The following is a 23,456-nucleotide window of genomic DNA, read 5'->3' as shown; positions in this document are numbered from 1 at the left end:
CCAGCACGATCTCCGAACAGGGGTGGCGGCCATGTGCAGGCCGTCACCGGGGTTTCGCGGGATGGTAACGTTCTGCGTTGCACCCTGCCCTGTGCCATAGGAGGGGTGTCATGGGCGAGAACGGCCAACCGAGCAGCGGCTCCACCATCATTCCGTGCCTGCGCTACCGCGATGCGCAGGCTGCCATCGACTGGCTCCAGCGCGCCTTCGGCTTCCATGCCCAGGCCGTCTACGCCGATGGCGATACGGTGTTCCATGCGCAGCTGACCTTCGGCACCGGCATGATCATGCTGGGCTCGGCCAGCAACCAGAGCGCGTGGAGCGAGCATGCGGCGATGCCTGATGAGGTCGGCGGCCGCCAGACGCAGAGTGCCTGCGTGATCGTCACCGATGCCGACGCGCACTACGCCCGGGCCAAGGCCGCCGGTGCCCGAATCGTCATCGACATCGCCGACCAGGACTACGGCGGCCGTGGCTATGCCTGCGCCGACCCGGAAGGCTACCTGTGGTGGTTCGGCAGCTACGACCCGTGGCGCGCGGACCACGGCCAGTGACCGCCGGAGCGATCCGCTGCGGCATCGGTGGCTGGGTGTTTCCCGAATGGCGCGGCGGCGTTTTCTACCCCGTAGGCCTGCCACAGCGTGAAGAACTGGCCCACGCCAGCCGTGCCCTGCGTTGCATCGAAATCAACGGCACCTTCTACCGCACGCCCACCGCCGCGCAGTGCGCGCAGTGGGCCGCACAAACGCCGGAAGGCTTCCGGTTTTCGATGAAGGCGCCACGCTACCTGGTGCAGCGCCGCGACCTGTCCAGCACGGTCGAGGCGGCCGCGCCCTTCCTGCAGGCGGCGACCGCGCTCGGTGACCGGCTGGGCCCGCTGCTGTGGCAGTTCGATCCACGGCATCCGGCCGACGCCGAAGCACTGGAACGGCTGATGGCACAGCTGCCGAAGCATCTGGACGGGGTGCCGCTGCAGCATGCGCTGGAGGTCCGCAACGCCGAGGCACATGGCCCGGCACTGGTCGACGCCGCCCGCCGCCACGGCGTGGCGCTGGTGATCGAGGATAGCGACGAGGCGCCATTGCACGGCGATGTCAGTGCCGGCTTCGTCTATGCGCGGATCAAGCGCAGCCAGGCCCGCTTGAACGAGGGCCTGCCGGCGCCCGTGCAGCAGCGCTGGGCCGAACGCGCACGCCGCTGGTCATGCGGTGAACCAGTGGATGACCTGCCCTGCCTGGCCGCGCCAGCTCCGGAAACCCCGCGCGAGGTCTACCTGCTGTGCATCGGCGCGGGCAAGGCACGCAACCCGGCGGCGGCGATGGCCCTGCAGCGGCGGGTTGGCCAGGGCAGCGATCCCGCACGCGGGTAGCGCTGCGACGTTCGCCTTGCCTCACAATAGGCGGATGAGCACACCCGACACCCGCAAAGCGCTGTGGCAGATCCACTTCTGTGTCCTGCTGTGGGGCGTCACCGCCATCCTCGGCAAGCTGATCACCCTGCCCGCATTGCCGCTGGTGTGGTGGCGCATGCTGCTGGTGACGGCGATGCTGGCCCTGCTGCCGCGGGTCTGGCGCGGGCTGCGCACCCTGCCCCTGCGGCTGGTGGCCGGTTACGCCGGTATCGGTGCGCTGGTCGCCCTGCACTGGCTGACCTTCTACGGCGCGGTGAAACTGGCCAATGCCTCGGTGGCCGCCACCTGCATTGCACTGGCCCCGGTGTTCACCTCGATCATCGAACCCTGGGTCGCCAAGCGGCCGTTCCAGCTACGTGAACTGGCGTTCGGCCTGGCGGTGCTGCCGGGTGTTGCGCTGGTGGTCGGTGGCGTGCCCGATGGCATGCGCCTGGGTGTCTTGATCGGCGCGATATCGGCGCTGCTGGTGGCGGTGTTCGGCTCGCTCAACAAGCGCATGGTCAGCCACGCCGATCCGCTCACGGTCACCGCCCTGGAGCTGGGTGCCGGCACCCTCACCCTGACCCTGCTGGCACCGCTGATGCCCTACCTGCTGCCAGCACTGGCCAGCCCGCTGTGGGTGGTCCCGAATCTGCACGACAGCATCCTGCTGCTGGTGCTGGCCGGGTTCTGCACGCTGCTGCCGTTCGCCCTGGCCCTGGTCGCACTGCGCCACCTGAGCGCCTATACGGTGCAGTTGGTGACCAACCTGGAGCCGGTCTATGCGGTGGTGCTGGCGGTGGTGCTGCTGCGCGAGCAGCACGAGGTCACGCCGTGGTTCTACCTGGGCGTGGCCATCATTGTCGGCGCGGTGTTCCTGCATCCGCTGCTGAACCGCCGCAAGCCGGTGCAGCACCCGGAAATCCTTGGCACGGCCGAGGCACGCAACATCGCCGATTGAGTGCATCCGCGCATGGCGTGGATCTGCCGGATCCGGATCGATGTCTCAACGCTGCGGCCAATGCCAGGCCGGCGCATCCAGCAGGCCCTGCCCGCTCAGCAGCGTGCGGCCCTGTTCCTTGTGCAGATGCAGCGAGTGGCAGCCCGGCGCCTGCTCCAACGCCGCGATCAGCCGGCTGGCGTGTGACACCACCCACACCTGGCTGCGCGCACTGGCGGCGATGATCAGCCGCGCCAGCGCCGGCAGCAGGTCCGGATGCAGGCTGGTCTCCGGCTCGTTCAGCACCAGCAGCGGCGGTGGCCGCGGCGTGTGCAGTGCCGCGGCCAGCAGCAGGAATCGCAGGGTACCGTCAGACAATTCGGCCATCGACAACGGCCGCAGCAGCCCGGGCTGATGGAATCGCAGGGCCAGTCGACCGTCCAGCTCTTCGAAGCCGACCGTGGCGCCGGGGAAGGCATCATCGACACTGCGTGCCAACGCAACCGGATCTCCGATCTCGAGAATGGTCACCCAGGCCGCCGCCAGATCCCGGCCGTCGTGATGCAGCACCGGCGTGCGCGTTGCCATCGCCGGTTGTCGCGCCGGGGCATCGGCGTCGCTGCGGAAATGATCGTAGAAGCGCCAGCGACGGATGTACTCACGCAGGGCGATGGTTTCCGGCATGCGCTGCGGATCGCCGACCTGGGTGAACAGGCTGTCGAACAGTGACAACCGGTCATCCACGAGATCCCAGCCGTGCGCATGGCGTTGCCGCACCATTGCCCCACGGCGATCGACCAGCAGGTTGGCGCTGCGCAGGAACGGCCCGGCCCAGATCGCCTCCGCCTTGATCTGCGGATCCAGCGCAAACGCGGAACGGCTGGGTGGCGGGTAGCCCAGGTCGATGGCATAGCCGAACTCGTCGGTGGTGAATCCCAGCTTCAGCCCCACTGACGCCTGCCGGGGCCCGCCCTGCAGCGGGATCTCGCCGGCCGCGACCCGGCGATCGATGGATCCGGGGCCGGCCCACAGCGCCGAACCAAGTCCCCCTTCGCGGGCCAGCACCGCCGCGACGCCGCCCTGGGCGGTTTCCGCCAGCAGGCGCAGCGCGCGGTACAGGCTGGATTTGCCACTGCCGTTGTCACCGGTGACCACGTTCAACGGCTGCAGCGGCAGTACCAGCCCGTGCAGCGAGCGATAGTGGGCGATGGCCAGGGTCTGCAGCATGGCTGGTGTCCGTGGAAACAGGGACGTCATGCTGGCCGGTTCTGATCGCAGGAGCTGCGACGCCAAGTAAAACGGGAAGAGCATCCACGCATGGCGTGGATCTACTGGAGCGGCATCGAATCATCCACGCGTCGCATGCGTTCAGCGCGCGAACCGCCGTGTTTCAGCCCGCCAGCTCCACCCGGTTGCGACCGTTGCCCTTGGCCCGATACAGCGCCTTGTCGGCGCGCGCCAGCATCTCATCCACGCTTTCACCGGGCTGGTGCTGGGCCACACCAATGCTGATCGTGACCGGGAATCCCAGCGGCAGATCCGCCACGGCCAGGCGCAGGAACTCGCATTGCAGTTCGGCCGTGCGCAGATCAGCGCCCGGCATCACCGCCACGAACTCCTCGCCACCATAGCGCGCGGCCATGCCACGGCCGGCAAAATGCGAACGCAGCAGCACGCCCAGCTCGGCCAGTACCCGGTCGCCGGTGGCGTGGCCCTGGAAGTCATTGATGTGCTTGAAATGATCGATGTCCAGCAGGGCCACGCAGGCTACTCCCGGTTGCCCATCGATCTCCGCAACCGCCTCTTCCAGTGCCGCTGCCATCGCGCGGCGGTTGGGCAGGCCGGTCAGCGCATCGGTGCGGCTCTGTTCGGCCAGGTCGGCATTCTGCGCCAGCAGCACGTCCTGGTACTCCGACAGCAGGCGCTCGTAGTCATCGCGTTCCAGCATGTGCTTCTGGATGTCGAGCGCGAAACGACGCAGCTCCATCACCAGCATCACCTGCCGTGACAGCGCGGCCAGCGCCTCGGCCTTGTCGCTGGGCAGGTGCTGCGGCTGTGCATCGAACACGCACAGCGTACCCAGCGGCAGGCCATCGGAACTGATCAGCGGCGCACCGGCGTAGAAGCGGATGTGCGGGTCGCCGGTCACCACCGGGTTGTCGTGGAAGCGGATGTCCTGCAACGCATCCTCAACCACCATGATTTGGTGCGGCTGCAGGATGGCGTGGCCACACATCGATTCGCTGCGCAGGTTTTCCGCCGCGTCGATGCCCTGGATCGACTTGAACCATTGCCGTTCGACGTCAATCAGGGTCACCGCCGCCATCGAGGTACCGCAGACCGCCTTGGCGATCGCCACCAGGTCGTCGAATGACTTCTCGCGCTGCGAATCAAGGATCCGGTAGCGGTACAGCGCCTCGAGCCGAAGGGCTTCGTTGGCAGGCTTGTCGGGCTTGATCATGCAGCGTCACGTTCCGGCAGGTCACTGCAAAGTCTAGCTGATGCCGGCGCGTAATCCGCACAACGGGTAGTGCCGGCCGCTGGCCGGCATCCCGCGCGCATTCGATGCTTGGAGCAGCCGGCCAGCGGCCGGCACTACCGCGCGTTACCAGTCCAGCTGCTTCGGCAGGAGGCCCTGCAGTTCCTGCTCGGTCAGGTTGCGCCACTGGCCCGGCTTCAGCGCGCCGATCTTGATGTTGTCGATGCGCACGCGGCGCAGCTGGGTCACGCGATAGCCGAATTCGGCGGCCATCAGGCGGATCTGCCGGTTCAGGCCCTGCTGCAGGGTGATACGGAAGCCGAACTTGGCGATGCGCGAGGTCTTGCACGGCAGCGTCATCTGGTCGTGGATGCGCACGCCGCGCGCCATGCCGCGCAGGAACTCATCGGTGACCGGCTTGTTCACCGCCACCAGGTATTCCTTCTGGTGGCCATTTTCGGCGCGCAGGATCTGGTTGACGATGTCGCCGTTGCTGGTCATCAGGATCAACCCCTCGGATTCCTTGTCCAGGCGGCCGATCGGGAAGATGCGCTGTTCGTGGCCGACGAAGTCGACGATGTTGCCCTTGACCGAAGTTTCGGTCGTGCAGGTGACGCCTACCGGCTTGTTCAGTGCGATGTAGACGTGGCGGCGGGCGCCGGGCTTGCGTGCCACGCGGGCGCGCAGCGGCTGGCCGTCGACCAGCACCTGGTCTTCCTCGCCCACCACCGCGCCGGTACCGGCCGGATGGCCGTTGACGGTAACGCGGCGCGCGGCGATCAGGCGATCGGCCTCGCGGCGGGAGCAGAAGCCGGTGTCGGCGATATGTTTGTTGAGTCGGGTGGTCATCGGCCCATTATCCGGCATCGCCGCCCGCTGCGCTTCACGCCAGGGCGGGCGGATCGAGCTCCTCACCGTCGAAGACCCGGTTGCGGCCCGCCCGCTTTGCCACGTACATGGCATGGTCGGCGCGCCGCAGCAGCCCGGCCAGATCGTCCTCGCCCGGTCGCCACTGCGCCAGGCCGATGCTGGCGGTCACCTCCAGCCCCGGCACCTGCAGGGCCTGGCCAGCCTCGGTGATGCGCTGGCGCAGGCGGTCCAGCCGCGCCGACGCCGCCTCGCGCGGCATGCCGGGCATCAGCAGCAGGAACTCTTCGCCGCCCATCCGCACCACTTCGTCCTGGCTGCGTACCGCCGCGCGCAGGGCACGCGCCACCGCCACCAGCACCTGGTCGCCCACTGCGTGGCCGTGGCGGTCGTTGATGTCCTTGAACAGGTCGATGTCGAGGAAGCCGATCACCAACGGGCCGCGCTCACGGTCCACCCGTTCCAGATGGCGGGCCAGCTGCTGCAGTCCGGCGCGACGGTTGGGAAGCCCGGTCAGGCCATCGGTCTCGGCCAGCTGGCGAAGTTCATCACGCTGCTGGCGCAGCCGGCCCAGCCGCTGGTTCAACGCATACGCGGCCATCATCAACAGCCAGGTCACCGCCAGCTGCAGCGCCTCCACCCGGTATTCCAGCAGCCACGCCGCACCACAGGCATCGGCGATGATCAGTACCAGCATCGGTGCCAGCGCGGCCAGACCCGCCTGTGCCCAACGGTCGCCGCGCCAGCGTGCCCAGACGCCGACCATCAGTGCCAGGCCACATCCGGACAGATAGGACACCTGCAAGCCCTTCGCGACCCAGGCCAGATGCTCCCAGCGCAGCCACGGCACCAGCACGGCCAGCGCCATCAGGGTCCACAACACCGCCAGTTGGGCCGGGCGCGATCGAGGCAGCACGCGGTCGCCTCCGTTCAGCCGCCACAGCGCCGGCAGCACCAGTGCCTGGGTCGCAGCGGTCAGCGCCAGCAGCCACCAGGCGCCGTGCTCGCCCACCGGCAGCCAGGGTTCCGGATAGCCGCTCAGCCCGCCGAGGATGGCCTGCCACAGCACCATCACGGTGGTGCCGGCGATGTAGACCAGGAAACTGCGGTCCCGGGTGGTCAGGAAGGCCATCAACGCCGACAGCGCCAGCGCAATCGCCACCGCGATGCAGGCCGCACGCACCAGCAGGCGGGCGGTGTCGTTCTGCTGCACCGGGCTGGGCGCGCCCAGCCGCAGGGTCGGTACCCAACGTGCCTTCAGCGGTGTCTGCCAGGAGACCAGGAACGGCTCATGGCTGCCGGCCGGCGGTACCGCCACCAGGCCGATGCCAGCCCGGAAACGTGAATCGCGGGTGCGCGCGTCGTGCATGTTGCCGCAGATCTCGCGGTCGCCATGCTGGACGCGCACTTCACCGGCAAAGACGTTGAACACGTCCAGCGCCTGCGGTTGGCCTGACCAGCCCTGCGGCGGAGCCGGTACCAGCACCTGCTGGCGGGCGCCGGACAGCATCTCCGGCGTGCATGCGCGGTGCGGCGTCGGCTCGTCGGTAGCGCCGCCGACCAGGAGATAATCATGGCCCGGCACGGCCTCTGCAGCCTGAAGCGGCCACGGCAACGCCAACCACACCATCAGGACGGCCAGCACCGCTCCTGTTCCATACCGCCACTGCCTGCCGCCCACGCCACGTCCTGTTCCTGCTTACGTCCGCGCCCACTGCGCGCCGCCCCTGGCGCGCATTATCGCAGCCGGGCACGCCACGCATGTGTAGACCAAAGTCGGCGCCCGCGGTTCAGCCAGCCGCCGGCGGCCCCTTCACCGCGACCAGCCGTACCGGGCGCAGATCGACCAGGGTCAGCCGCTCCAGCGGCTGCGGCCGTTCGATGGCATAGCCCTGCAGCCCTTGCACGCCAAGCCGGGTCAGCGCACCGGCAACCTCGGCGGTCTCCACCCACTCGGCCACCACTTCCATCTGCAACTCGCGCCCGAGCTCGCTGATCGCGCGCACCGTGGCGTGGCTGACCGGGTCGGTATCCATGTCGCGCACGAAGGCGCCGTCGATCTTCAGGATGTCCGCCGGCAACTGGCGCAGGTAGCCGAAGGAAGACAGGCCGGAGCCGAAGTCATCCAGCGCCATCCGGCACCCCCGTGCCTTCACCGCATCGATGAAGGCGCGGGCCTGGCTGAGGTTGCTGATCGCCGCGGTCTCGGTGATCTCGAAGCACAATTTGGAGGCCAGCGCGCGGTTGCGCTCGAGCAGGTCGCAGACGAAGGCGAGGAATCCCGGCTCGGCGATCGACTGCGCGGACACGTTGACGTTGCACAGGCCCAGCTGGCGCACGTGCGCCGGGCACACCTGCAGGTGGCGGAACAGCAGCCCGAGCACGTGCCGGTCCAGCGCCACCGCCATGCCATAGCGCTCCACCGCCGGCATGAACTGGCCGGGCAGATGCAGGCTGCCATCGGTGCCACGCATGCGCACCAGCACCTCGTAGTGCAGGTAGGACGGATCGCCAACGCGGGCGATGCGCTGTGCATACAGCAGCATGCGATTCTCGGCCATCGCCAGGCTGACGCCCTGCAGGCGCTCGGCCTCCTGCCGCCGCTCCTCCAGCGCCATGCGGTTCTCATTGAAGCAGTGCACGCGGTTGCGCCCGGCCTGCTTGGCGGCATAGCAGGCGCTGTCGGCAGCACTCATCAACCAGTTCACGTCCGGCGCATCTGCACTGACCTCGACCACGCCGATGCTGCAGCTCAGCTGCGGGCTGCCCTCGCTGATCGGGAACGTGGCCTGGCCCAGGTTGCGGATCACCCGCTGCAGCACCCGCTTGGCTTCGTCCTGCCCGGCATGGGCGAGGAACACGGCGAACTCGTCGGCGCCCAGGCGGCCGACCCAGTCACCGTCACGCACGGCCGCCACCAGATAGTCGGCGAAACTGCGCAGCATCTGGTCACCGGCGGCATGGCCGAAGCTGTCGTTGACCAGCTTGAAGTGGTCCAGGTTGATGTAGCAAGCGCATGCGTACCGCCATCACTGCGTACCTGCAGCAGCGCACGCTCCAGCAGCCGCTCGATCTCGCGGCGGTTGATCAGGCCGGTCAGCGGATCGTGGCTGGCGTGATGCTCGATCTCGCGTGCCAATGCATGGTTCTGGCTGACATCCTCGATGATCGCAAACACCGACAGGCCGCCTCCCGCGCTGCGCACGCCGGTGCCACTCCAGCGCCCCCACACCAGGCTGCCATCGCGGCGGCAGAAGCGCAGTTCACTCGGCCGCAGCTGCCGGTCCCAGTCGATGCGGCCGACGCCATCGATGACCAGTTCGCCTTCCATCAACAGATCGCCGAGCGACATCTGCAGCAGCACGTCGCGTCGGTAGTCGAGGATGTCGGCCATCGCCTGGTTGGCTTCGATCACCTTGCCGTCGGTGTCGAGCTTGAGCATGCCGACATTGGCCTGGTAGAAGGCCGCACGGAAGCGGCTTTCATGCTCGGTCAGGTCCTTGCCGACGCGGCGCGCGAGGGCCACCGCCATCAGGCTGATCGCCAGCACCGACAACCCGCCGACCACAAGCGTGGCGATCCGTACCATCGTGGCCATGCGCAGCAAGGCTTGCGAAAATGCCTGCGCCTGCACCTGCAGCCGCCGGTCCAGATCACGCAGTTGTTGCAGGTACCGATCGCGGTCCGCCGCTGGCAGCACGCCCTGGGCGTGCCCCGACTGCAGCTCGGCAACCAGCCGCTGCATGGCCAACAGATCATCGTCGGTCTGTCGCCACAGCGTGGTTGCTTCCCGGAATGCACCGATGTCGCGTGCATAGCGGAACGAGAACACCAGGCGTGGGATATCGGCGCGCGCGTTGCCACCCTGCAGGAAGCCCTGCCTGGCCTTTTCCTCGTCCGGTACCGCCTGTTCCAGCGCCAGCCGGGCCTGCAGATCGCCCAATGGAATCCGCAGCGCCTGGCGCGCGTCATCCAGGTCCTGGGCATGGCCACGCGCCAGGTAGCGGCTCAGCGCAGCGGTTGCATCCTGCTGTCCTCGTGACCAGTACCCCTGGCCGGCAATCCAGGCCGTCGAGGCTGCCTGCAGTTCCTGGATCAACGCGGACAACGCGACCAACCCGATCGCCATGCCCGTCAACAACGCAAAGCGCAATCCCAGCCCACGGGTCATCGGCACCCGCCGGCTCTGCTGGTCCGTGCCACTTCTACCCATCCCGGATCCCCCCGAATGTGCTGCGGTGACAACCTGCCTTGGAACCGGCCCAGCCTATGACCGGCAATGTGTGGGCCATGCGAAAAAGGGGACGGAGGGGATTAAGTCGTTTTCGGCATAAGCGCATGGCCTGCCATTTACGACTTAATCCCCTCCGTCCCCTTTTCCTGTACGCCAGCCCGGGGGCGGGCGTTGTCATGGACGGATGCGGGTGCGGCTTAGAAGATGCGCGGGCCGCGCGGCTTGAAGCCGTCACGACGCGGCGGGCGGCTGTCGCGGTCACCGCCGCGGTCGCCACCATGGCCACCCGGACCACCCGGGCCACCACGACGCGGACCACCCGGGCCGCCCGGGCCACGCTTGTCGAAGCGCGGCTTGAACGGACGCGGGGCCGGGTTGGTGTCTTCACCCGGAGCCAGCGCACGCATCTGCAGCTGCTGGCCGGACACCCACACCTTCTGCAGGTGCGACAGCACGTCCGGCGGCATCTGTGCCGGCAGGTCCAGCAGCGAGAAGTCGTCGTGGATGTCGATGCGGCCGATGAATCGGCTTTCCAGGCCCGCTTCGTTGGCGATGGCGCCGACGATGTTGGCCGGCTTCACGCCATGTTGGTGGCCCACCGAAATGCGGTAGGTCTCCATGCCCTGCTCCGGTGCACCACGCGGCGGAACCTCACGGCGCGGACGCTGCTCGAAACCACCTTCGGCGTCGTCGCGACGCGGGCCACGCTCGAAGCGTGGACCACGCTCGTTGCGGTCGAAGCGATCGCAACGCTCCGGACGGTCGCCACGGTCGAAACGCTCGCGCGGGGCGCGCTCTTCACGCGGGGCACGCACCGGCGGCTGCAGCAGGAACGGGGTGTCACCCTGCAGCATCTTGGCCAGCGCGGCGGCGATCTCGATGGCCGGCACGTTCTGCTCGTTCTCGAAGCGCTCCAGCAGCTGGCGGTAGAAGTCCAGGCCGCCGGCACCGAGGGTTTCGGTGATGCGCGTGGTGAATTTGTTGATGCGGGTGTCGTTGACCGCTTCCACGCTCGGCAGCTGCATCTCTTCGATCGGCTGGCGGGTGGCGCGCTCGATCTGGCGCAGCATGCCCTTCTCGCGCGGGGTGGCGAACAGGATCGCCTCGCCGCTGCGGCCGGCACGACCGGTACGGCCGATACGGTGCACGTAGCTTTCGGTGTCGTACGGAATGTCGTAGTTCAGCACGTGGCTGATGCGCTCCACGTCCAGGCCGCGCGCAGCCACGTCGGTGGCGACCAGGATGTCCAGCTTGCCTTCCTTCAGCATGGCGATGGTGCGCTCACGCTGGGCCTGCTGCATGTCGCCGTTGATGGCGGCAGCGGCCAGGCCACGGGCCTGCAGCTTGCTGGCCAGTTCTTCGGTGCCGGCCTTGGTGCGCGCGAAGATGATCATCGCGTCGAACGGCTCGACTTCCAGGATGCGGGTCAGCGCATCCAGCTTGTGCATGCCGCTCACCCACCAGTAACGCTGGCGGATGTTGGCCGAGGTGGTGGTCTTGGCCGCGATGGTCACTTCCACCGGGTCCTGCAGGTAGGTCTGCGCGATGCGGCGGATCTGCGGCGGCATGGTGGCCGAGAACAGGGCCACCTGGCGCTGCTCCGGCAGCTTCTTCAGCACCGCTTCGACGTCGTCGATGAAGCCCATGCGCAGCATTTCATCGGCTTCGTCCAGCACCAGGGTCTTCAGCTCGGACAGGTCCAGGGTGCTGCGGTCGAGGTGGTCGATCACGCGACCGGGGGTACCGACCACGATATGCACGCCACGGCGCAGCGCCGACAGCTGCTGCCCGTAAGGCTGGCCGCCGTACACCGGCAGCACGCGGAAGCCCGGGATCTTCGACGAGTAGGACTGGAACGCTTCGGCGACCTGGATGGCCAGTTCGCGGGTCGGCGCCAGGATCAGGGCCTGCGGCTTGATCTGCTGCAGGTCGATGTTGGACAGTACCGGCAGCGCGAACGCGGCGGTCTTGCCGGTACCGGTCTGGGCCTGGCCCAGCACGTCGCGGCCTTCCAGCATCGCCGGGATGGTGGCGGCCTGGATCGGCGACGGGGTTTCGTAGCCGATGGCGGTGACCGCCTGCATCACGGGCTCGGACAGGCCGAGCTGCGCGAACTGCAGCGGCGCTTGGGAATCTTGGGACATGGGGAACTCCGAAGGCACTGCCGTCTTCCTGGCAGTGCGATAAAAAAGGGATGGTCCGCGCTTTGGGCGCCCTTCTTATCGCGTGCCCTGGCGCTGCTCGGTCGGAGGAGATTTCACTCGCTCAGAGCGGGATGATACCGCATTGATCCTGAACGAGGCGTACAGCTTTCCGTGCGCGTGCCGTCATGCCCCGTGCTGGCGCACAATACGCGCCCTCTTCCCGGCCCGGCCGCTGGCCTGCGCCCCTCTTCCCAGGAACCCCGCTCCATGCAGATTCTCGAATTCGACCTCGACGGCGACTACGTCGAACTCAAGCAGCTGCTCAAGCTGGCCGACCTGGTCACCAGCGGCGGCGAAGCCAAGATGGTCATCAGCGAAGGCCTGGTGCGGGTCGACGGCGAAGTCGAACTGCGCAAGGCCTGCAAGATCCGCGCAGGCCAGGTGGTCGAGTTCGCCGACAGCCAGATCCGGGTGCTGGCCGCCGGCTGATGTGAGGCTGTTCAGGCTACGCGCTGGGTCAGGTGCAAGGCAATCAGCTGCCTGAACGGTGCCACGCCCTGCGCCAGGCGCAGGCCGGCCGCCCGCAGCAGCCGCGCCGGGCGGCGATCGTCGGTGTACAGGCTGGCGATCGCATTGGTGGCCTCGTACAGCGGCCGCGACGCCAGCCGGTGACCCCGTTGGTAGCTGGCCAGCATGCCGGCGGCGGCAATGTCGGCACCGCGACGCTGCTGCGCGACGATGCCCTGCGCCAGCCGCTGTGCGCTGGCCAGGCCCAGGTTGAAGCCATGCGCGGTGACCGGGTGCATGCCGACCGCGGCATCGCCGATCAGCGCCGAACGCTCGCCAGCAAAACGGTGCGCGTACACACCTACCAGCGGATACGCCTGCGGCGTGGCCACCGGCTGCATCCGGCCCAGCCGATGTTCGAAGCAAGCACTGATGGCCTCGCCGAAGGCCACCTCGTCCATCGCCAGCAGCGCCTCGATCTGCCTCGGCGGCAGCGTGATCACCGCCGAGGCCTGGCCCTCGTTGAGCGGCAGCAGCGCCATCGTGCGGCCGTAGCCGAACCATTCCCAGGCAGTGTGGCGATGGTCGCGCTCGACCTGCATGCGGCACACCAGCATCGACTTGCCGAAGTCGCGCATCTGCGCACCGATGCCGAGCATGCGGCGGGTGGCGGAGAAGCGGCTGTCAGCGGCCACCAGCAGCCGCGCATGCAGTTGGCTCCCGTCATCGAGTTTGACCACATGGCCCTGTGCATCGGCTTGCACGCCCTGCACCTTGCGCCCGTCGAACAGTTCCACGCCGTCCTGGCCCTGCACCGCATCCCATGCGGCACGGCGGATCAGATGGTTGGGTACCAGCCAGCCCAGCGGCTGGCCGTCGACCTGGCTGCTGGCGAAGGTCAGCGCGAACGGCGAGCCGCCATTCATCACCCTGGCGTCGCGCAGCTCAGCGACTTCGGCTTGCGGCAGGCGCTGCCACAGACCCAGTTGCTCCATGCTCTGCCGCGAGGCATGGGTCAACGCGATCTCCCTGCCATCGAAGGCGGCCTCGGCCAGGGCCTGGCGCGGCTGCACTTCGACCAGCCCGACCTGCAGCCCGCTGCCGGCCAGCGCGCGCGCGAAGCACAGACCTGCCGGTCCGGCGCCAACCACCACCACGTCCATCCTGCGCATGCGCGCCTCCTGCCGATGATTCAGTCCGCGCCAGCATAGCGCCGCGCACCTGAGCGACCTTGATCTGGATCAGGCCGACCTACAGAAGTGCGAACACCAGCGCCAGGATCGACATCAGCGACACCAGCCACACCAGGCTGCGCACGTAGGGCACGCCGGCGGCGTACAGGGGAAGATAGACCACACGCGCCCAGAAGTAGGCCTGCGCCGCCAGTGCAGTGGTGTCATTGCCGCGACCGGCCACGACCACCGCGATGGCGGCGGCGGCGAAGAACGGGAACGTCTCCAGGAAATTGGCCTGCGCACGCTGCAGGCGCCCGGCCAGAGGGCTGACCGGCTTTGCGTCGCCATCGCGTGCCGAGGCATTCCACTTCATCCCGCGCTCGCGGGTGACCACGGTGGAGGTGGCGAAGATGTAAACGAAGCCGAGCAGGACCGACCAGGCCAGCATCGTCAATTCAGTTGCCATCATTCATCTCCTCAGGGTGCCGACGCACGCAGGCTGTAACCGGCCAGACGCCACACCTGGTCCTCGTCGAAACGGAACGAGACCAGCTCGCGCACCGGCTGCGCGCTGTTGGCGAAACGGGTCGGGAAACTGACGTTGATGTACAGCCCTTCCGGCACCGCGGCACCTGCGCTGTACTTGACCCGGGTGATGGTGGGCTGGCCACGCCCGGCCAGCGCACCCAGGCGCGTGCGCTCGGTGGTCAGCTGGCTGACGAATGCGGCCTTCGGCACCGCACGACGCGCGACGGCGGAGGCGCCATCCCACAGTTCACCGGCGCGGTTGGCATCGACCAGCTGTGCGGCTTTCAATGCAGCAGCGCCCATCTCGGCATCCTGTTTCTGCACCTGGGCCTGCTGTGCAGCGGTCAACGCCGGGGCGCCGGCGGTGGCTGGCTTCGCAGCCGCTGGCGAGGCCGGGGCCGGGCGTGCCGGAGCCGGTGCCGGCGTGGCCGGCGCAGGTGCCTGCGCCAATGCGGTCAGGGGCAGCAGGGACAGCAGCAGGAGCACGCGCTTCATGGACACCGCCGGTTTTCTGGAGAGAACCGCAGTCTACGCCAGCGCGGTGACTATGCCGTCAGCGTGCCGGGGCGTTGCCCTCCACCGCTGCCGCATCAGCCTGCGCGGCGGGCGCGGCGGTGTTCACTGGCGCCTGTTCGGCCACCGGCGGCGGCTCCGGCGGTGCCGGTGGCAGCGTTGCCACATCGATCTCCGACAGTGGGCTTTCTTCCGGGCACACCGCATCCGGGAAACCGAAGCGCTGCTTCAGCGCCTGGCCGCAGCTGTTGATCGATTCCATGTCGGCGCCTTCCCGCTTGCACTGCTGGTCGAAGGCAATCAGGAACGCGTCCTTGCGTTGCACGAAGTCATCACCACAGGCCCGCATCTGCTTGATCCGTTCCAGATCGTCCTGCACCGCGTTGGTGCCGTCCAGGCCGTACTGGCGCAGCTCATCCTGCGTCAGCAGGCGCAGGCTGCGGTTGGGCACGGTCATCATCAGGTCGGCCACACCCACCGCCACGCCGTTGCGCTGCAGGTAGTCCTTCACGTTGTCGTAGACCTCGTGCAGCTCGCGGTTGAGTTCCGCGCGCGAGGTGGCCTTCGAGCTGATCCGCATCATGCGGTGGATGCCGACCTTGCCCGACAGCAGGCGGTTGTCACCGGCAGCCAGCACGAACACGCAGGCACTGTGGCAGATCGAGCCCTCGCGCACCCAGATCGTCCAGCCCGATTCACCGATGCTGTCGCCGGCGATGATCGCCGATTCCACCTGGCCGCCGCTGGAATCCAGGTCGAGGATGCGCTTGTGGATCTTCTGCTCGTCAGCGACCACGGCCAACCGCCACATCATCTCGGCAAAGCCCGGATTGATCTTGCCGGCGTAACGCACGCGCATCAGGCCACGTTCGGCGCACGGCGCCAGTGCCTGGGTGACCTGTTCGCGCTGCAGGCCCTCCAGCTCGACGCCATCGCCCGCCTCACCGGCGTACTCGGTACTGCAGCTGACCCAGGCGCGGCCATTCTCCAACTGCGCCTGCGGCCACGGCCGATCCGCCCGGCTGCGCGGCGGCGCCGGCGGTGGTGGTGCATCGGCGGCATTGATCGACACCATGTTCTCACCATCGCTGGCCGGCGCCCGCGCGGCCTTGTCGGCGGCGGTGACATTGCCCGGATTCTCCAGCTGGCTGCAGCCCGCCAGGGCCAGGCACAACAGGGGCAACCAGCGGAGTTTGGCGGACATCGGGCAACCAGTCTTCACGTGAGCAAGAGCCACAGTCTACCCGTCCGGGGCACGCATTCAGCGCGTGGCACTGAACCCCTTCTGACCCTTGGGAAAAGCGTGTCGACCAAGGTCGACACCCACCAACAGCAGCGCAGAACGCCCGCAAGACAGGTCGCAGGAACCTGTCGAAGGCGGGGTGGGTCCGGTTTCAGGGGCGTGAGCGCCATGGGCCCGAGGCATGCCTCGGGCGGGTTGGGCAGGACGCCCAACCCCGGTCTTGCCGTGTGCGCAGGACAGCGCACACGAGCAAGCGGCGACCGAGCTTACATGTGTGAGGGCGCTTTGCTTGCGAAGCACTGCTTCGCAAGCGCCCGAACGCACAGCCGCCAGCGGCTGGGCCGGGCCCCGGAGGGGTACTTGCAGCGTCCCCTGCAACCGGACCCACCCCGCCCTGCCGCAGGAAACCAGCTTCTGCTGTTGCAGTTGCCGGCCAGCGGCCGGCACTACCACGGGTGCAGGGCGCGGCCCGGCCTGACCCCCTTCAGCATCCATGTCCGAATGTGGCGAGTATCCCTACCCGCACACGCCTAGACTGGCGCCATGGACACCGCCCTCGCCCTCGACACCGCCGCCTGCGACCGCGCCCGCCTGGCCCGTGACGCACGCTTCGACGGCGTTTTCTTCACCGCCGTGCGCAGCACCGGCATCTATTGCCGCCCCGTCTGCCCGGCGCCGCCGCCGAAGCCACGCAACATCACCTACTATCCGACCGCTGCCGCGGCCGCTGCTGCCGGCTACCGGCCGTGCCTGCGCTGCCGCCCCGAACTGGCACCGCAGGCCCAGCAGGCACTGGCCGGGCAGACCGTGCAGCGCGCCCTCGCCATCATCCACGGCGGCTTCCTGCAGGAGCAGCGCGTTGCAGACCTCGCGCAGAAGATCGGCCTCAGCGCGCGCCAGCTGCAGCGCCTGTTCGTCGAACATCTCGGCGCAACACCCGGGCAGATCCATGCCACCCACCGCCTGCTGCTGGCCAAGCAACTGCTGACCGAAACCACGCTGCCGGTGACCGATGTTGCGCTGGCCGCCGGCTACAACAGTCTGCGCCGCTTCAATACCGCCTTCCTGCAGGGCTGCGGCATGGCACCGACGGCGCTGCGTCGCCAGCACCAGCCGCTGGCCGCCGATGACGGCGGCCTGGTACTGCGGCTCGTGTACCGCCCACCGTTGGACTTCCCGCGCATGCTGGCCTTCCTGCGCAAGCGCAGCCTGCCTGGCATCGAACTGATCGGCGAAGACAGCTACCAGCGCGTGCTCGGCACACCCGAGCGCCCCACCCTGCTGCGCGTCACCGCCGACCCGAAGCGCCCGGAACTGCGTCTGCAGCTGGGTGCGGTCGACCCGCGCCTGATCCCCGACATCGTGCGCCGTGTGCGTCGTGTGTTCGATCTGGACGCCGACCTGCAGCAGGTCCATGCCGCCCTGGGCGAGGAACCGCTGCTGGCACGCGGCATCGCCGAACGCCCGGGGCTGCGCGTTCCGGGCGGCTGGGATGGCTTCGAGGTCGGCGTACGCGCCGTGCTCGGCCAGCAGGTCAGCGTCGCCGCCGCCACTACCTTTGCGCGGCGTCTGGTGGATGCGTATGGGGCGCATCTGCCGGGCATGCCGTCCGAGTTCAATCGCCAGTTCCCAGCGCCCGAGGTGCTGGCCGAGGCGCCGCTGGAATCGATCGGCCTGCCGCGCAGCCGCGCCGCCACGGTGCGTGCGCTGGCCGCTGCATGTGCCAGCGGCCAGCTCGACTTCGGACCCGGGCAGGCCCTGGAAGACTTTGTTGCGCGCTGCGTGGCATTGCCCGGCATCGGCCCGTGGACCGCGCAGTACATCGCCCTGCGCGGGCTCGGCCAGCCCGATGCCTTCCCCGCCGGCGATCTGGTCCTGCAGCAGATGCTCGGCCACGCACAGGGCCAGCGCCTGAGCGAACGTGCAACTGAAGCGCGCTCGCAACCGTGGCGCCCGTGGCGCGCCTACGCCGTGCTGCACCTGTGGCACCTGTCCGGCACGTTCGTTGGAGAACCGACATGACCCTGTTGTTTGATCGTTTCGACAGCCCGATCGGCGTACTGACCATCGCCGGTGACGAACGTGGCCTGTCACACGTGCTTTTCCCCGAAAACCGCCATCCAGCACGCGGACGCGATGACTGGGACTACGCACCGGATGCGCTGCCGGAAGCGCGCGAACAGCTGCTGCAGTTCCTGCACGGCGAGCGCAACAGCTTCGACCTTGTGCTGGCGCCACGTGGCACGCCGTTCCAGCTGCGCGTATGGCAGGCGCTGGCACTGATTCCGTTCGGCCAGACCTGGAGTTACCTGCAGCTGGCGCAGCACCTCGGCCAGCCCAGTGCGACCCGCGCGGTCGGCGCGGCCAACGGGCGCAATCCGCTGCCGATCATCCTGCCCTGCCATCGCGTGATCGGCAGCAACGGCGCATTGACCGGTTTCGGCGGCGGGCTGGAAACCAAGGCCGCGCTGCTGCGGCTGGAACAACGCCAGGCCCCGCTGTTCGCCTGAGAGGGCTGGCCGGGCTGCGCCCGGCACCCGCAGAGGCTAGAGCAACAGCAACAGCGGGCTTCCTGCGGGGAGGCAGGGTGGGTCCAGTTGCAGGGGACGCTGCAAGTACGTCCCTGTAAGCTCGGTCGCGCCATCCATGGCGCTCACGCCCCTGCAACCGGACCCACCCAGCCTTCGACAGGTTCCGGCGATCTGTCCGAACGTCGTTCTGCGCAACTGTTGGTAGGTGTCGACCTTGGTCGACACGGTAGATCCACGCCATGCGTGGATGGAAGCATCAGGAATTGTGCCTGGAGAAAAGCCCCCTTCCTGTTGAAGGGGGCGCGCCGACAGGCGCGGGGATAAGGAAAAATGCGCGGACACGGCGCGCGATAGCGCGCCGTGTCTTGGGCGCGTCATTGCGCGGGCTTATCATGCGTGGATGACTTCCGTACGCCTGACCTGCGCGCTGGCGCTGCTGCTGCCATTGGCCGCCTGCACCACCGCGCCCGCCCCTTCCGCCTCCGTTCCCGGTTCCGCCGCTGCGGCTTCGCCTCCGAAGCTGCTGCTGATCTCCATCGACGGCCTGCGCGCCGATGCGCTGGACCGTGGGCTCACTCCGAACCTGCAGCGACTGATCGACGGCGGCGTGCGTGCACGCTGGATGACGCCGTCCTATCCGTCACTGACCTTCCCCAACCACTACACCATCGTCACCGGCCTGCGTCCGGACCACCACGGCATCGTCAACAACAGCATGGACGATGCAACCCTGGGCCGTTTCGAACTGAGCAACCGCGACGCGGTCACCACCAGCGGTTGGTGGGGTGGCGAACCGATCTGGGTCAGTGCCGAGAACGCTGGCGTACGTTCGGCCGCCACGGCGTGGCCGGGCAGTGAGTCTGAAATCCGCGGCGTGCGCCCCAGCAAGTGGCGCGTGTACGACGGCAAGGAACCGCTGGAGCAGCGGGCCGGCATCGTGCTCGACTGGCTGGCGCAGACCGATGCCGATGCACCGCGCCTCACCACGCTGTACATGGAACACGTGGACAAGGCTGGGCACAACTACGGCCCCGGGTCGAAGCAGTACGCCGACGCCATCGTGCGCGCCGACCAGATCGTCGGCCAGGTGCTCGACGGGCTGCAGCAGCGCGATCTGGCCAAGACCACCAACGTGATCGTCGTCTCCGACCACGGCATGGCCAGCGTCGCCGACGGCAACGTGATCGCCACCGAGTCGATGGCCGACCCGGCCATTGCACGCAATATCAGCCAGGGCCAGTCGGTGGGCTTTGCGCCGGTCGCCGGCCGCGAAGCGGAAGCCGAACGCGCCCTGCTCGGACGCCACGCGCACTACGAATGCTGGAAGAAGGAGAACCTGCCGGCACGCTGGCACTACGGCACGCATCCGCGGGTTCCGGCCATCGTCTGTGTCATGGATGAAGGCTGGGATGCCCTGCACCAGGAGAAGATCGCCAAGCGTGCTAAGCAGGATCGAGGTTCGCATGGCTACGACAACGCACTGCCTTCCATGCGCGCAGTGTTCGTGGCCGGCGGCCCGTCGTTCCGCCAGGGCCTGGTGATCGATGGCTTCGACAACGTCGATGTCTATCCGCTGCTGGCCCACCTGCTGCAGGTGCCGGCCGCGCCGAACGATGGCAATCCGGAAACGCTGAAGAAGACACTGCGCTGATGCGGTTGTAGAGCCGAACCCACGCTCGGCTCACCGGACAGGCATAAAAAAACGCGGCGCCAGGCGCCGCGTTTTTCATTGAACCGGTCGCTCGACCGGATCAGGCCTTGGCGACGGCCTTCTTCGCCACAGCCTTCTTCGCCGGAGCCTTGGCCACGGTCTTCTTGGCAACCGGAGCGGCGGCGCCTACGGCGACCTTGCTGGCGGTGTGCGAACGGGCGTTGCCATAGCTGGCGTTGTAGCGCTTGCCCTTGGCGGTCTTGCGGTCACCCTTACCCATGTCTTCAACTCCTCAAATGTGAAATCTGGTTACCCCGTACTGACACGGGTTCGGCGGGGCCGCCTTGCTGGGCGCCCCCGCGCACGATCGAAAATCCTATCACGGAGCGCCTAGTGCGCGCAGCTGGCGTCGTGCACGTGACCGTGGTTGAGGCGCAGGTTGACCAGATGGGCCACACCCACCAGCAGGCCACCGATGGTCATCACCACCGCGTGCGGCACCGCATTGTGGTGCAGCGGGTCATACAGCACGCCGGCCCACAATGCGACCAGGCCGGGAATCAGGAAGCCCAGCGCACGCAGCGCACCGTGCCGGCGGTAGCCCCAGACCAGGCTGAACAACCCCAGCAGGGTCACGAACACCACCAGCGCCTGTTCCACGCCGTCGCTCAGCCAGAACGACAGCCCCAATGAAGGCGCTGCGGCCAGCAGCACCGGGATCACCGCGCAGTGCACCGCGCACAGCATCGAACCAGTGGCGCCGAAACGGTCGAGCAGGTGGCGCAGGCGTGAGGACAGGGACATGACTTCCAGCAGGTTCGGCGAATCGTTATGGAATAATATAACATCCCTCTCCGACCCGCACGGTTTCCCTCCCCCTGTCCCATCGACGGGATTCGTGCGCCCCGCGATTGATACATTGTAACAAAGGACCCGTCCATGCCCGCCCATACCCCACGGCTCAAGCCGCATTCCCTGGCCCTGGCCCTCGCCGCCCTGCTGCCATCCGTCGCCTTTGCAGCCGGCCAGGACACCGCCCATCGTGACCGCCACCTGACCGAGCTGTCGTCGGTGCAGGTCACCGCGTCGCCGCTGCAGGGTGACGCCGAATCCCTGGCACGCCCGGTGGAGGTTCTGGCCGGTGAACGCCTGGACGAGCAGAAGGCCGGCACCCTCGGCGATACCGTGGCCAAGCTGCCCGGCGTGCAGAGCACCTTCTTCGGCCCCGGCGTCGGCCGCCCGATCATCCGTGGCCAGGAAGGCCCGCGCGTGGCCGTGCTGTCCAACGGCATGGGCAACATGGATGCGTCCACGGTCAGCGCCGACCACGCCACCAGCATCGAACCGTTCCTGGCCGACCAGATCGAAGTACTGAAGGGCCCGGCCACGCTGCTGTTCGGTAGCGGCGCCATTGGTGGTGCGGTCAATGTGGTCGACGGGCGCATCGCGCGCGAGCTGCCTGAGCGGCCGCTCAGCGGTCGTGCCGAACTGCGCGGCAATTCGGTGAACAACGAGCGCAGCGGCATGTTCCGCCTCGATGGCGTCAGCGGAAACGTCGTGCTCCATGTGGATGGCCTGGTGCGCAATGGCGACGACTACCGCATTCCCGGTTACGCGGTGATCGACAGCCTTGAAGACCACCACGACGACCACGACCATGACCACGCGGGCGAGGAAGGCGAAGAACCGCGCCGCGGCCGCCTCGACAACAGTTCGATCCGCACACGCGCAGGTGGCGTCGGCGCAACGTGGCTGGGCGACGGTGGCTACTTCGGCGTGTCGGCCAGCACCTACCGCACCAACTATGGCATTCCCAATGGCGCGCACGTGCACGCCGATGGTGACGATCATGGCCATGACCACGGTCACGACCATGGCGACGAAGAGGAAGGCGGCGACGAGCACGACGTGCGCATCGACATGGTGCAGAACCGCTTCGAGACCAAGGCCGGCATCTACAACCCGGTCTCGTTCCTGAAGAACATCAACGCACGCGTGGCCTACACCGACTACGAACACGTGGAGCTGGAAGCCGGTACGCCGTCGACCCGCTTCACCAACCGCGGCATCGAAGCGCGCCTGGAAGCGGTGCAGCAGCAGATCGGCGGCTGGGACGGCGCCTTCGGCCTGCAGTTCGGCAACAGTGATTTCGGTGCCAAGGGCGAAGAGGCGTTCGTTCCGGATACCGGCACGAAGAACATCGGCCTGTTCGTGCTGCAGGAAAAGCAGTTCGGCCCGTTCAAGCTGGAACTGGGCGGCCGCCACGATCAGGTCAAGCTGGACCCGAGCGGTGACTACCGCCGCCGCACCTTCGGTGCCACCAACCTGTCTGCCGCAGGCATCTGGAAGCTCAACGATGCCGTTGACCTGCGCATCGGCGTGGACAGCTCCGAGCGAGCACCGACCAACGAAGAGCTGTATGCCGCCGGCGCGCACATCGCCACCCGTTCGCTGGAAATCGGCGACGCCAACCTGAAGACCGAGCGCGGCCAGCGCGTGGAACTGGGTATCCACACCCACAGCGAGCGCCTGGACTTCTCCGCGTCGGTCTACCAGACCAGGTTCAAGGACTTCATCTACCTGGCCGACACCGGCATCACCGAGGGCCTGCCGGTGCGCATCTGGACGCAGCAGGACGCGGTGTTCCGCGGTGCCGAGGCCGAAGCGCTGGTGCACCTGTTCGAGGGCGGCGCCGGTGACTGGGATCTGCGCCTGTTCGGCGACTACGTGAAGGCCAAGCTGGATGGCAGCGGCAGCCGCAACCTGGACATCGCCGTGCCGCATGGCGACCACAACCACAACTACACGGTGGAACTGGCCAACACTGGCTATCTGCCGCGTATCGCACCGGCCCGCGTCGGCGCCGACCTGCGCTGGTCGAAGGACGGCTGGCGCGCTTCGGTCGGTGCGGTGCGCTACAGCCGCCAGAAGGACGTCGCCCAGAACGAAGCCCCGAGCGACGGCTACACCCTGGTCGACGCGCACCTGGCCTACCGCTGGGATCGCAACGCCACCAACAGCTACGAGGTGTTCTTGGATGGCAGCAACCTGACCGACCGCGAAGTGCGCCCGCATACCTCGCTGCTGCGCGACTACTCGCCGCTGCCAGGCCGTGGTGTCGCATTCGGCATCCGCGCGTTCTTCTGATCGCGCACGGCGGGGTCAGAGCCCTTTTCGAAGGAAGGGGCTCTGACCCCCACGCCATTCCACGGGGGCCTTCGGGCCCCCGTTTTCATTTCGACCCACGCCATCAC

General features: G+C 67.9%; 19 protein-coding genes and 1 pseudogene. 8 read left to right on the top strand and 12 right to left on the bottom strand.

Translation table 11 applies throughout. The annotated features are described in order from the left end of the window. The first annotated feature begins 110 nt into the window (after window positions 1–110). The 3 genes from AC5P68_RS09820 to AC5P68_RS09810 are packed head-to-tail and all read left to right on the top strand — an operon-like array spanning window position 111 to window position 2,351. Window positions 111–554 (top strand): VOC family protein, encoded by a 444-nt coding sequence (locus AC5P68_RS09820; protein ID WP_005408713.1) that lies wholly within the window; start codon window positions 111–113, stop codon window positions 552–554. Further along, complete coding sequence (locus AC5P68_RS09815; protein ID WP_049454693.1) at window positions 551–1,369, top strand: DUF72 domain-containing protein; 819 nt, start codon at window positions 551–553, stop codon at window positions 1,367–1,369. The genes AC5P68_RS09820 and AC5P68_RS09815 overlap by 4 nt, the downstream gene beginning before the upstream one ends. Before the next feature lie 34 nt (window positions 1,370–1,403). Continuing rightward, complete coding sequence (locus AC5P68_RS09810; protein WP_005408711.1) at window positions 1,404–2,351, top strand: DMT family transporter; 948 nt, start codon at window positions 1,404–1,406, stop codon at window positions 2,349–2,351. Window positions 2,352–2,396: 45 nt separating this feature from the next. On the opposite strand, the gene AC5P68_RS09805 is transcribed toward AC5P68_RS09810, so the two are convergent. The 6 genes and pseudogenes from AC5P68_RS09805 to AC5P68_RS09780 form a co-directional block, all read right to left on the bottom strand. Beyond that, the gene (locus AC5P68_RS09805; RefSeq protein ID WP_049402231.1) at window positions 2,397–3,557 is read right to left on the bottom strand and encodes an AAA family ATPase; all 1,161 of its coding nucleotides are present in this window, start codon (window positions 3,555–3,557) and stop codon (window positions 2,397–2,399) included. A 163-nt stretch (window positions 3,558–3,720) separates the two neighbouring features. Further along, the gene (locus tag AC5P68_RS09800) at window positions 3,721–4,791 is read right to left on the bottom strand and encodes a sensor domain-containing diguanylate cyclase (RefSeq protein WP_005412715.1); all 1,071 of its coding nucleotides are present in this window, start codon (window positions 4,789–4,791) and stop codon (window positions 3,721–3,723) included. Between the two features lie 144 nt (window positions 4,792–4,935). Beyond that, window positions 4,936–5,658, bottom strand: coding sequence for a pseudouridine synthase (locus tag AC5P68_RS09795; RefSeq protein WP_005408708.1), 723 nt, complete (start codon window positions 5,656–5,658; stop codon window positions 4,936–4,938). A gap of 34 nt (window positions 5,659–5,692) precedes the next feature. Next, window positions 5,693–7,357: a sensor domain-containing diguanylate cyclase gene (locus tag AC5P68_RS09790; RefSeq protein ID WP_033835113.1), complete on the bottom strand. Its 1,665-nt coding sequence runs from the start codon at window positions 7,355–7,357 to the stop codon at window positions 5,693–5,695. A 109-nt stretch (window positions 7,358–7,466) separates the two neighbouring features. Next, window positions 7,467–9,889 (bottom strand): annotated as a pseudogene (locus tag AC5P68_RS09785) (putative bifunctional diguanylate cyclase/phosphodiesterase). 218 nt (window positions 9,890–10,107) lie between these two features. Beyond that, a complete protein-coding gene (locus AC5P68_RS09780) occupies window positions 10,108–12,054 on the bottom strand; it encodes a DEAD/DEAH box helicase (RefSeq protein WP_495216597.1) in 1,947 nt (648 codons plus the stop codon). Window positions 12,055–12,321: 267 nt separating this feature from the next. Here AC5P68_RS09780 and AC5P68_RS09775 point away from each other — a divergent pair, with 267 nt between their 5' ends. Next, the gene (locus AC5P68_RS09775; RefSeq protein ID WP_005408703.1) at window positions 12,322–12,543 is read left to right on the top strand and encodes an RNA-binding S4 domain-containing protein; all 222 of its coding nucleotides are present in this window, start codon (window positions 12,322–12,324) and stop codon (window positions 12,541–12,543) included. Window positions 12,544–12,554: 11 nt separating this feature from the next. On the opposite strand, the gene ubiM is transcribed toward AC5P68_RS09775, so the two are convergent. From ubiM to AC5P68_RS09755, 4 genes are all read right to left on the bottom strand, one after another. Continuing rightward, a complete protein-coding gene (gene ubiM / locus AC5P68_RS09770) occupies window positions 12,555–13,733 on the bottom strand; it encodes a 5-demethoxyubiquinol-8 5-hydroxylase UbiM (protein WP_033835110.1) in 1,179 nt (392 codons plus the stop codon). Window positions 13,734–13,812: 79 nt separating this feature from the next. After that, window positions 13,813–14,202 (bottom strand): MAPEG family protein, encoded by a 390-nt coding sequence (locus tag AC5P68_RS09765; RefSeq protein ID WP_049402234.1) that lies wholly within the window; start codon window positions 14,200–14,202, stop codon window positions 13,813–13,815. Between the two features lie 11 nt (window positions 14,203–14,213). Continuing rightward, window positions 14,214–14,759 carry a DUF4019 domain-containing protein gene (locus tag AC5P68_RS09760; protein WP_005408699.1) on the bottom strand — a complete coding sequence of 182 codons (546 nt, stop codon included), beginning with the start codon at window positions 14,757–14,759 and terminating at the stop codon, window positions 14,214–14,216. Window positions 14,760–14,817: 58 nt separating this feature from the next. After that, window positions 14,818–15,981 carry a COG3904 family protein gene (locus AC5P68_RS09755; protein WP_049402233.1) on the bottom strand — a complete coding sequence of 388 codons (1,164 nt, stop codon included), beginning with the start codon at window positions 15,979–15,981 and terminating at the stop codon, window positions 14,818–14,820. Window positions 15,982–16,563: 582 nt separating this feature from the next. On the opposite strand from AC5P68_RS09755, the gene AC5P68_RS09750 reads away from it, so the two are divergent. The 3 genes from AC5P68_RS09750 (at window position 16,564) to AC5P68_RS09740 (ending at window position 20,202) form a co-directional block, all read left to right on the top strand. Then, window positions 16,564–18,042, top strand: a complete 1,479-nt coding sequence (locus tag AC5P68_RS09750) for a DNA-3-methyladenine glycosylase 2 (protein ID WP_049402541.1) — start codon at window positions 16,564–16,566, stop codon at window positions 18,040–18,042. After that, window positions 18,039–18,530, top strand: a complete 492-nt coding sequence (locus tag AC5P68_RS09745) for a methylated-DNA--[protein]-cysteine S-methyltransferase (RefSeq protein ID WP_049402542.1) — start codon at window positions 18,039–18,041, stop codon at window positions 18,528–18,530. The genes AC5P68_RS09750 and AC5P68_RS09745 overlap by 4 nt, the downstream gene beginning before the upstream one ends. A gap of 421 nt (window positions 18,531–18,951) precedes the next feature. After that, window positions 18,952–20,202, top strand: a complete 1,251-nt coding sequence (locus AC5P68_RS09740) for an alkaline phosphatase family protein (RefSeq protein ID WP_033835538.1) — start codon at window positions 18,952–18,954, stop codon at window positions 20,200–20,202. Window positions 20,203–20,302: 100 nt separating this feature from the next. Here AC5P68_RS09740 and AC5P68_RS09735 read toward each other — a convergent pair whose 3' ends face one another. Continuing rightward, window positions 20,303–20,482 (bottom strand): 30S ribosomal protein THX, encoded by a 180-nt coding sequence (locus AC5P68_RS09735; protein WP_004150462.1) that lies wholly within the window; start codon window positions 20,480–20,482, stop codon window positions 20,303–20,305. A gap of 110 nt (window positions 20,483–20,592) precedes the next feature. Further along, the gene (locus AC5P68_RS09730) at window positions 20,593–21,006 is read right to left on the bottom strand and encodes a MerC domain-containing protein (protein WP_008264835.1); all 414 of its coding nucleotides are present in this window, start codon (window positions 21,004–21,006) and stop codon (window positions 20,593–20,595) included. A gap of 135 nt (window positions 21,007–21,141) precedes the next feature. On the opposite strand from AC5P68_RS09730, the gene AC5P68_RS09725 reads away from it, so the two are divergent. Then, window positions 21,142–23,349: a TonB-dependent receptor gene (locus tag AC5P68_RS09725; protein WP_049403566.1), complete on the top strand. Its 2,208-nt coding sequence runs from the start codon at window positions 21,142–21,144 to the stop codon at window positions 23,347–23,349. Window positions 23,350–23,456 lie beyond the last annotated feature (107 nt).

This window comes from Stenotrophomonas sp. YJH_SMC_58, from assembly GCF_059369635.1.
The sequence above is the reverse complement of the archived record's forward strand: the minus strand, read 5'-3'. Positions and strand labels throughout refer to the sequence as shown.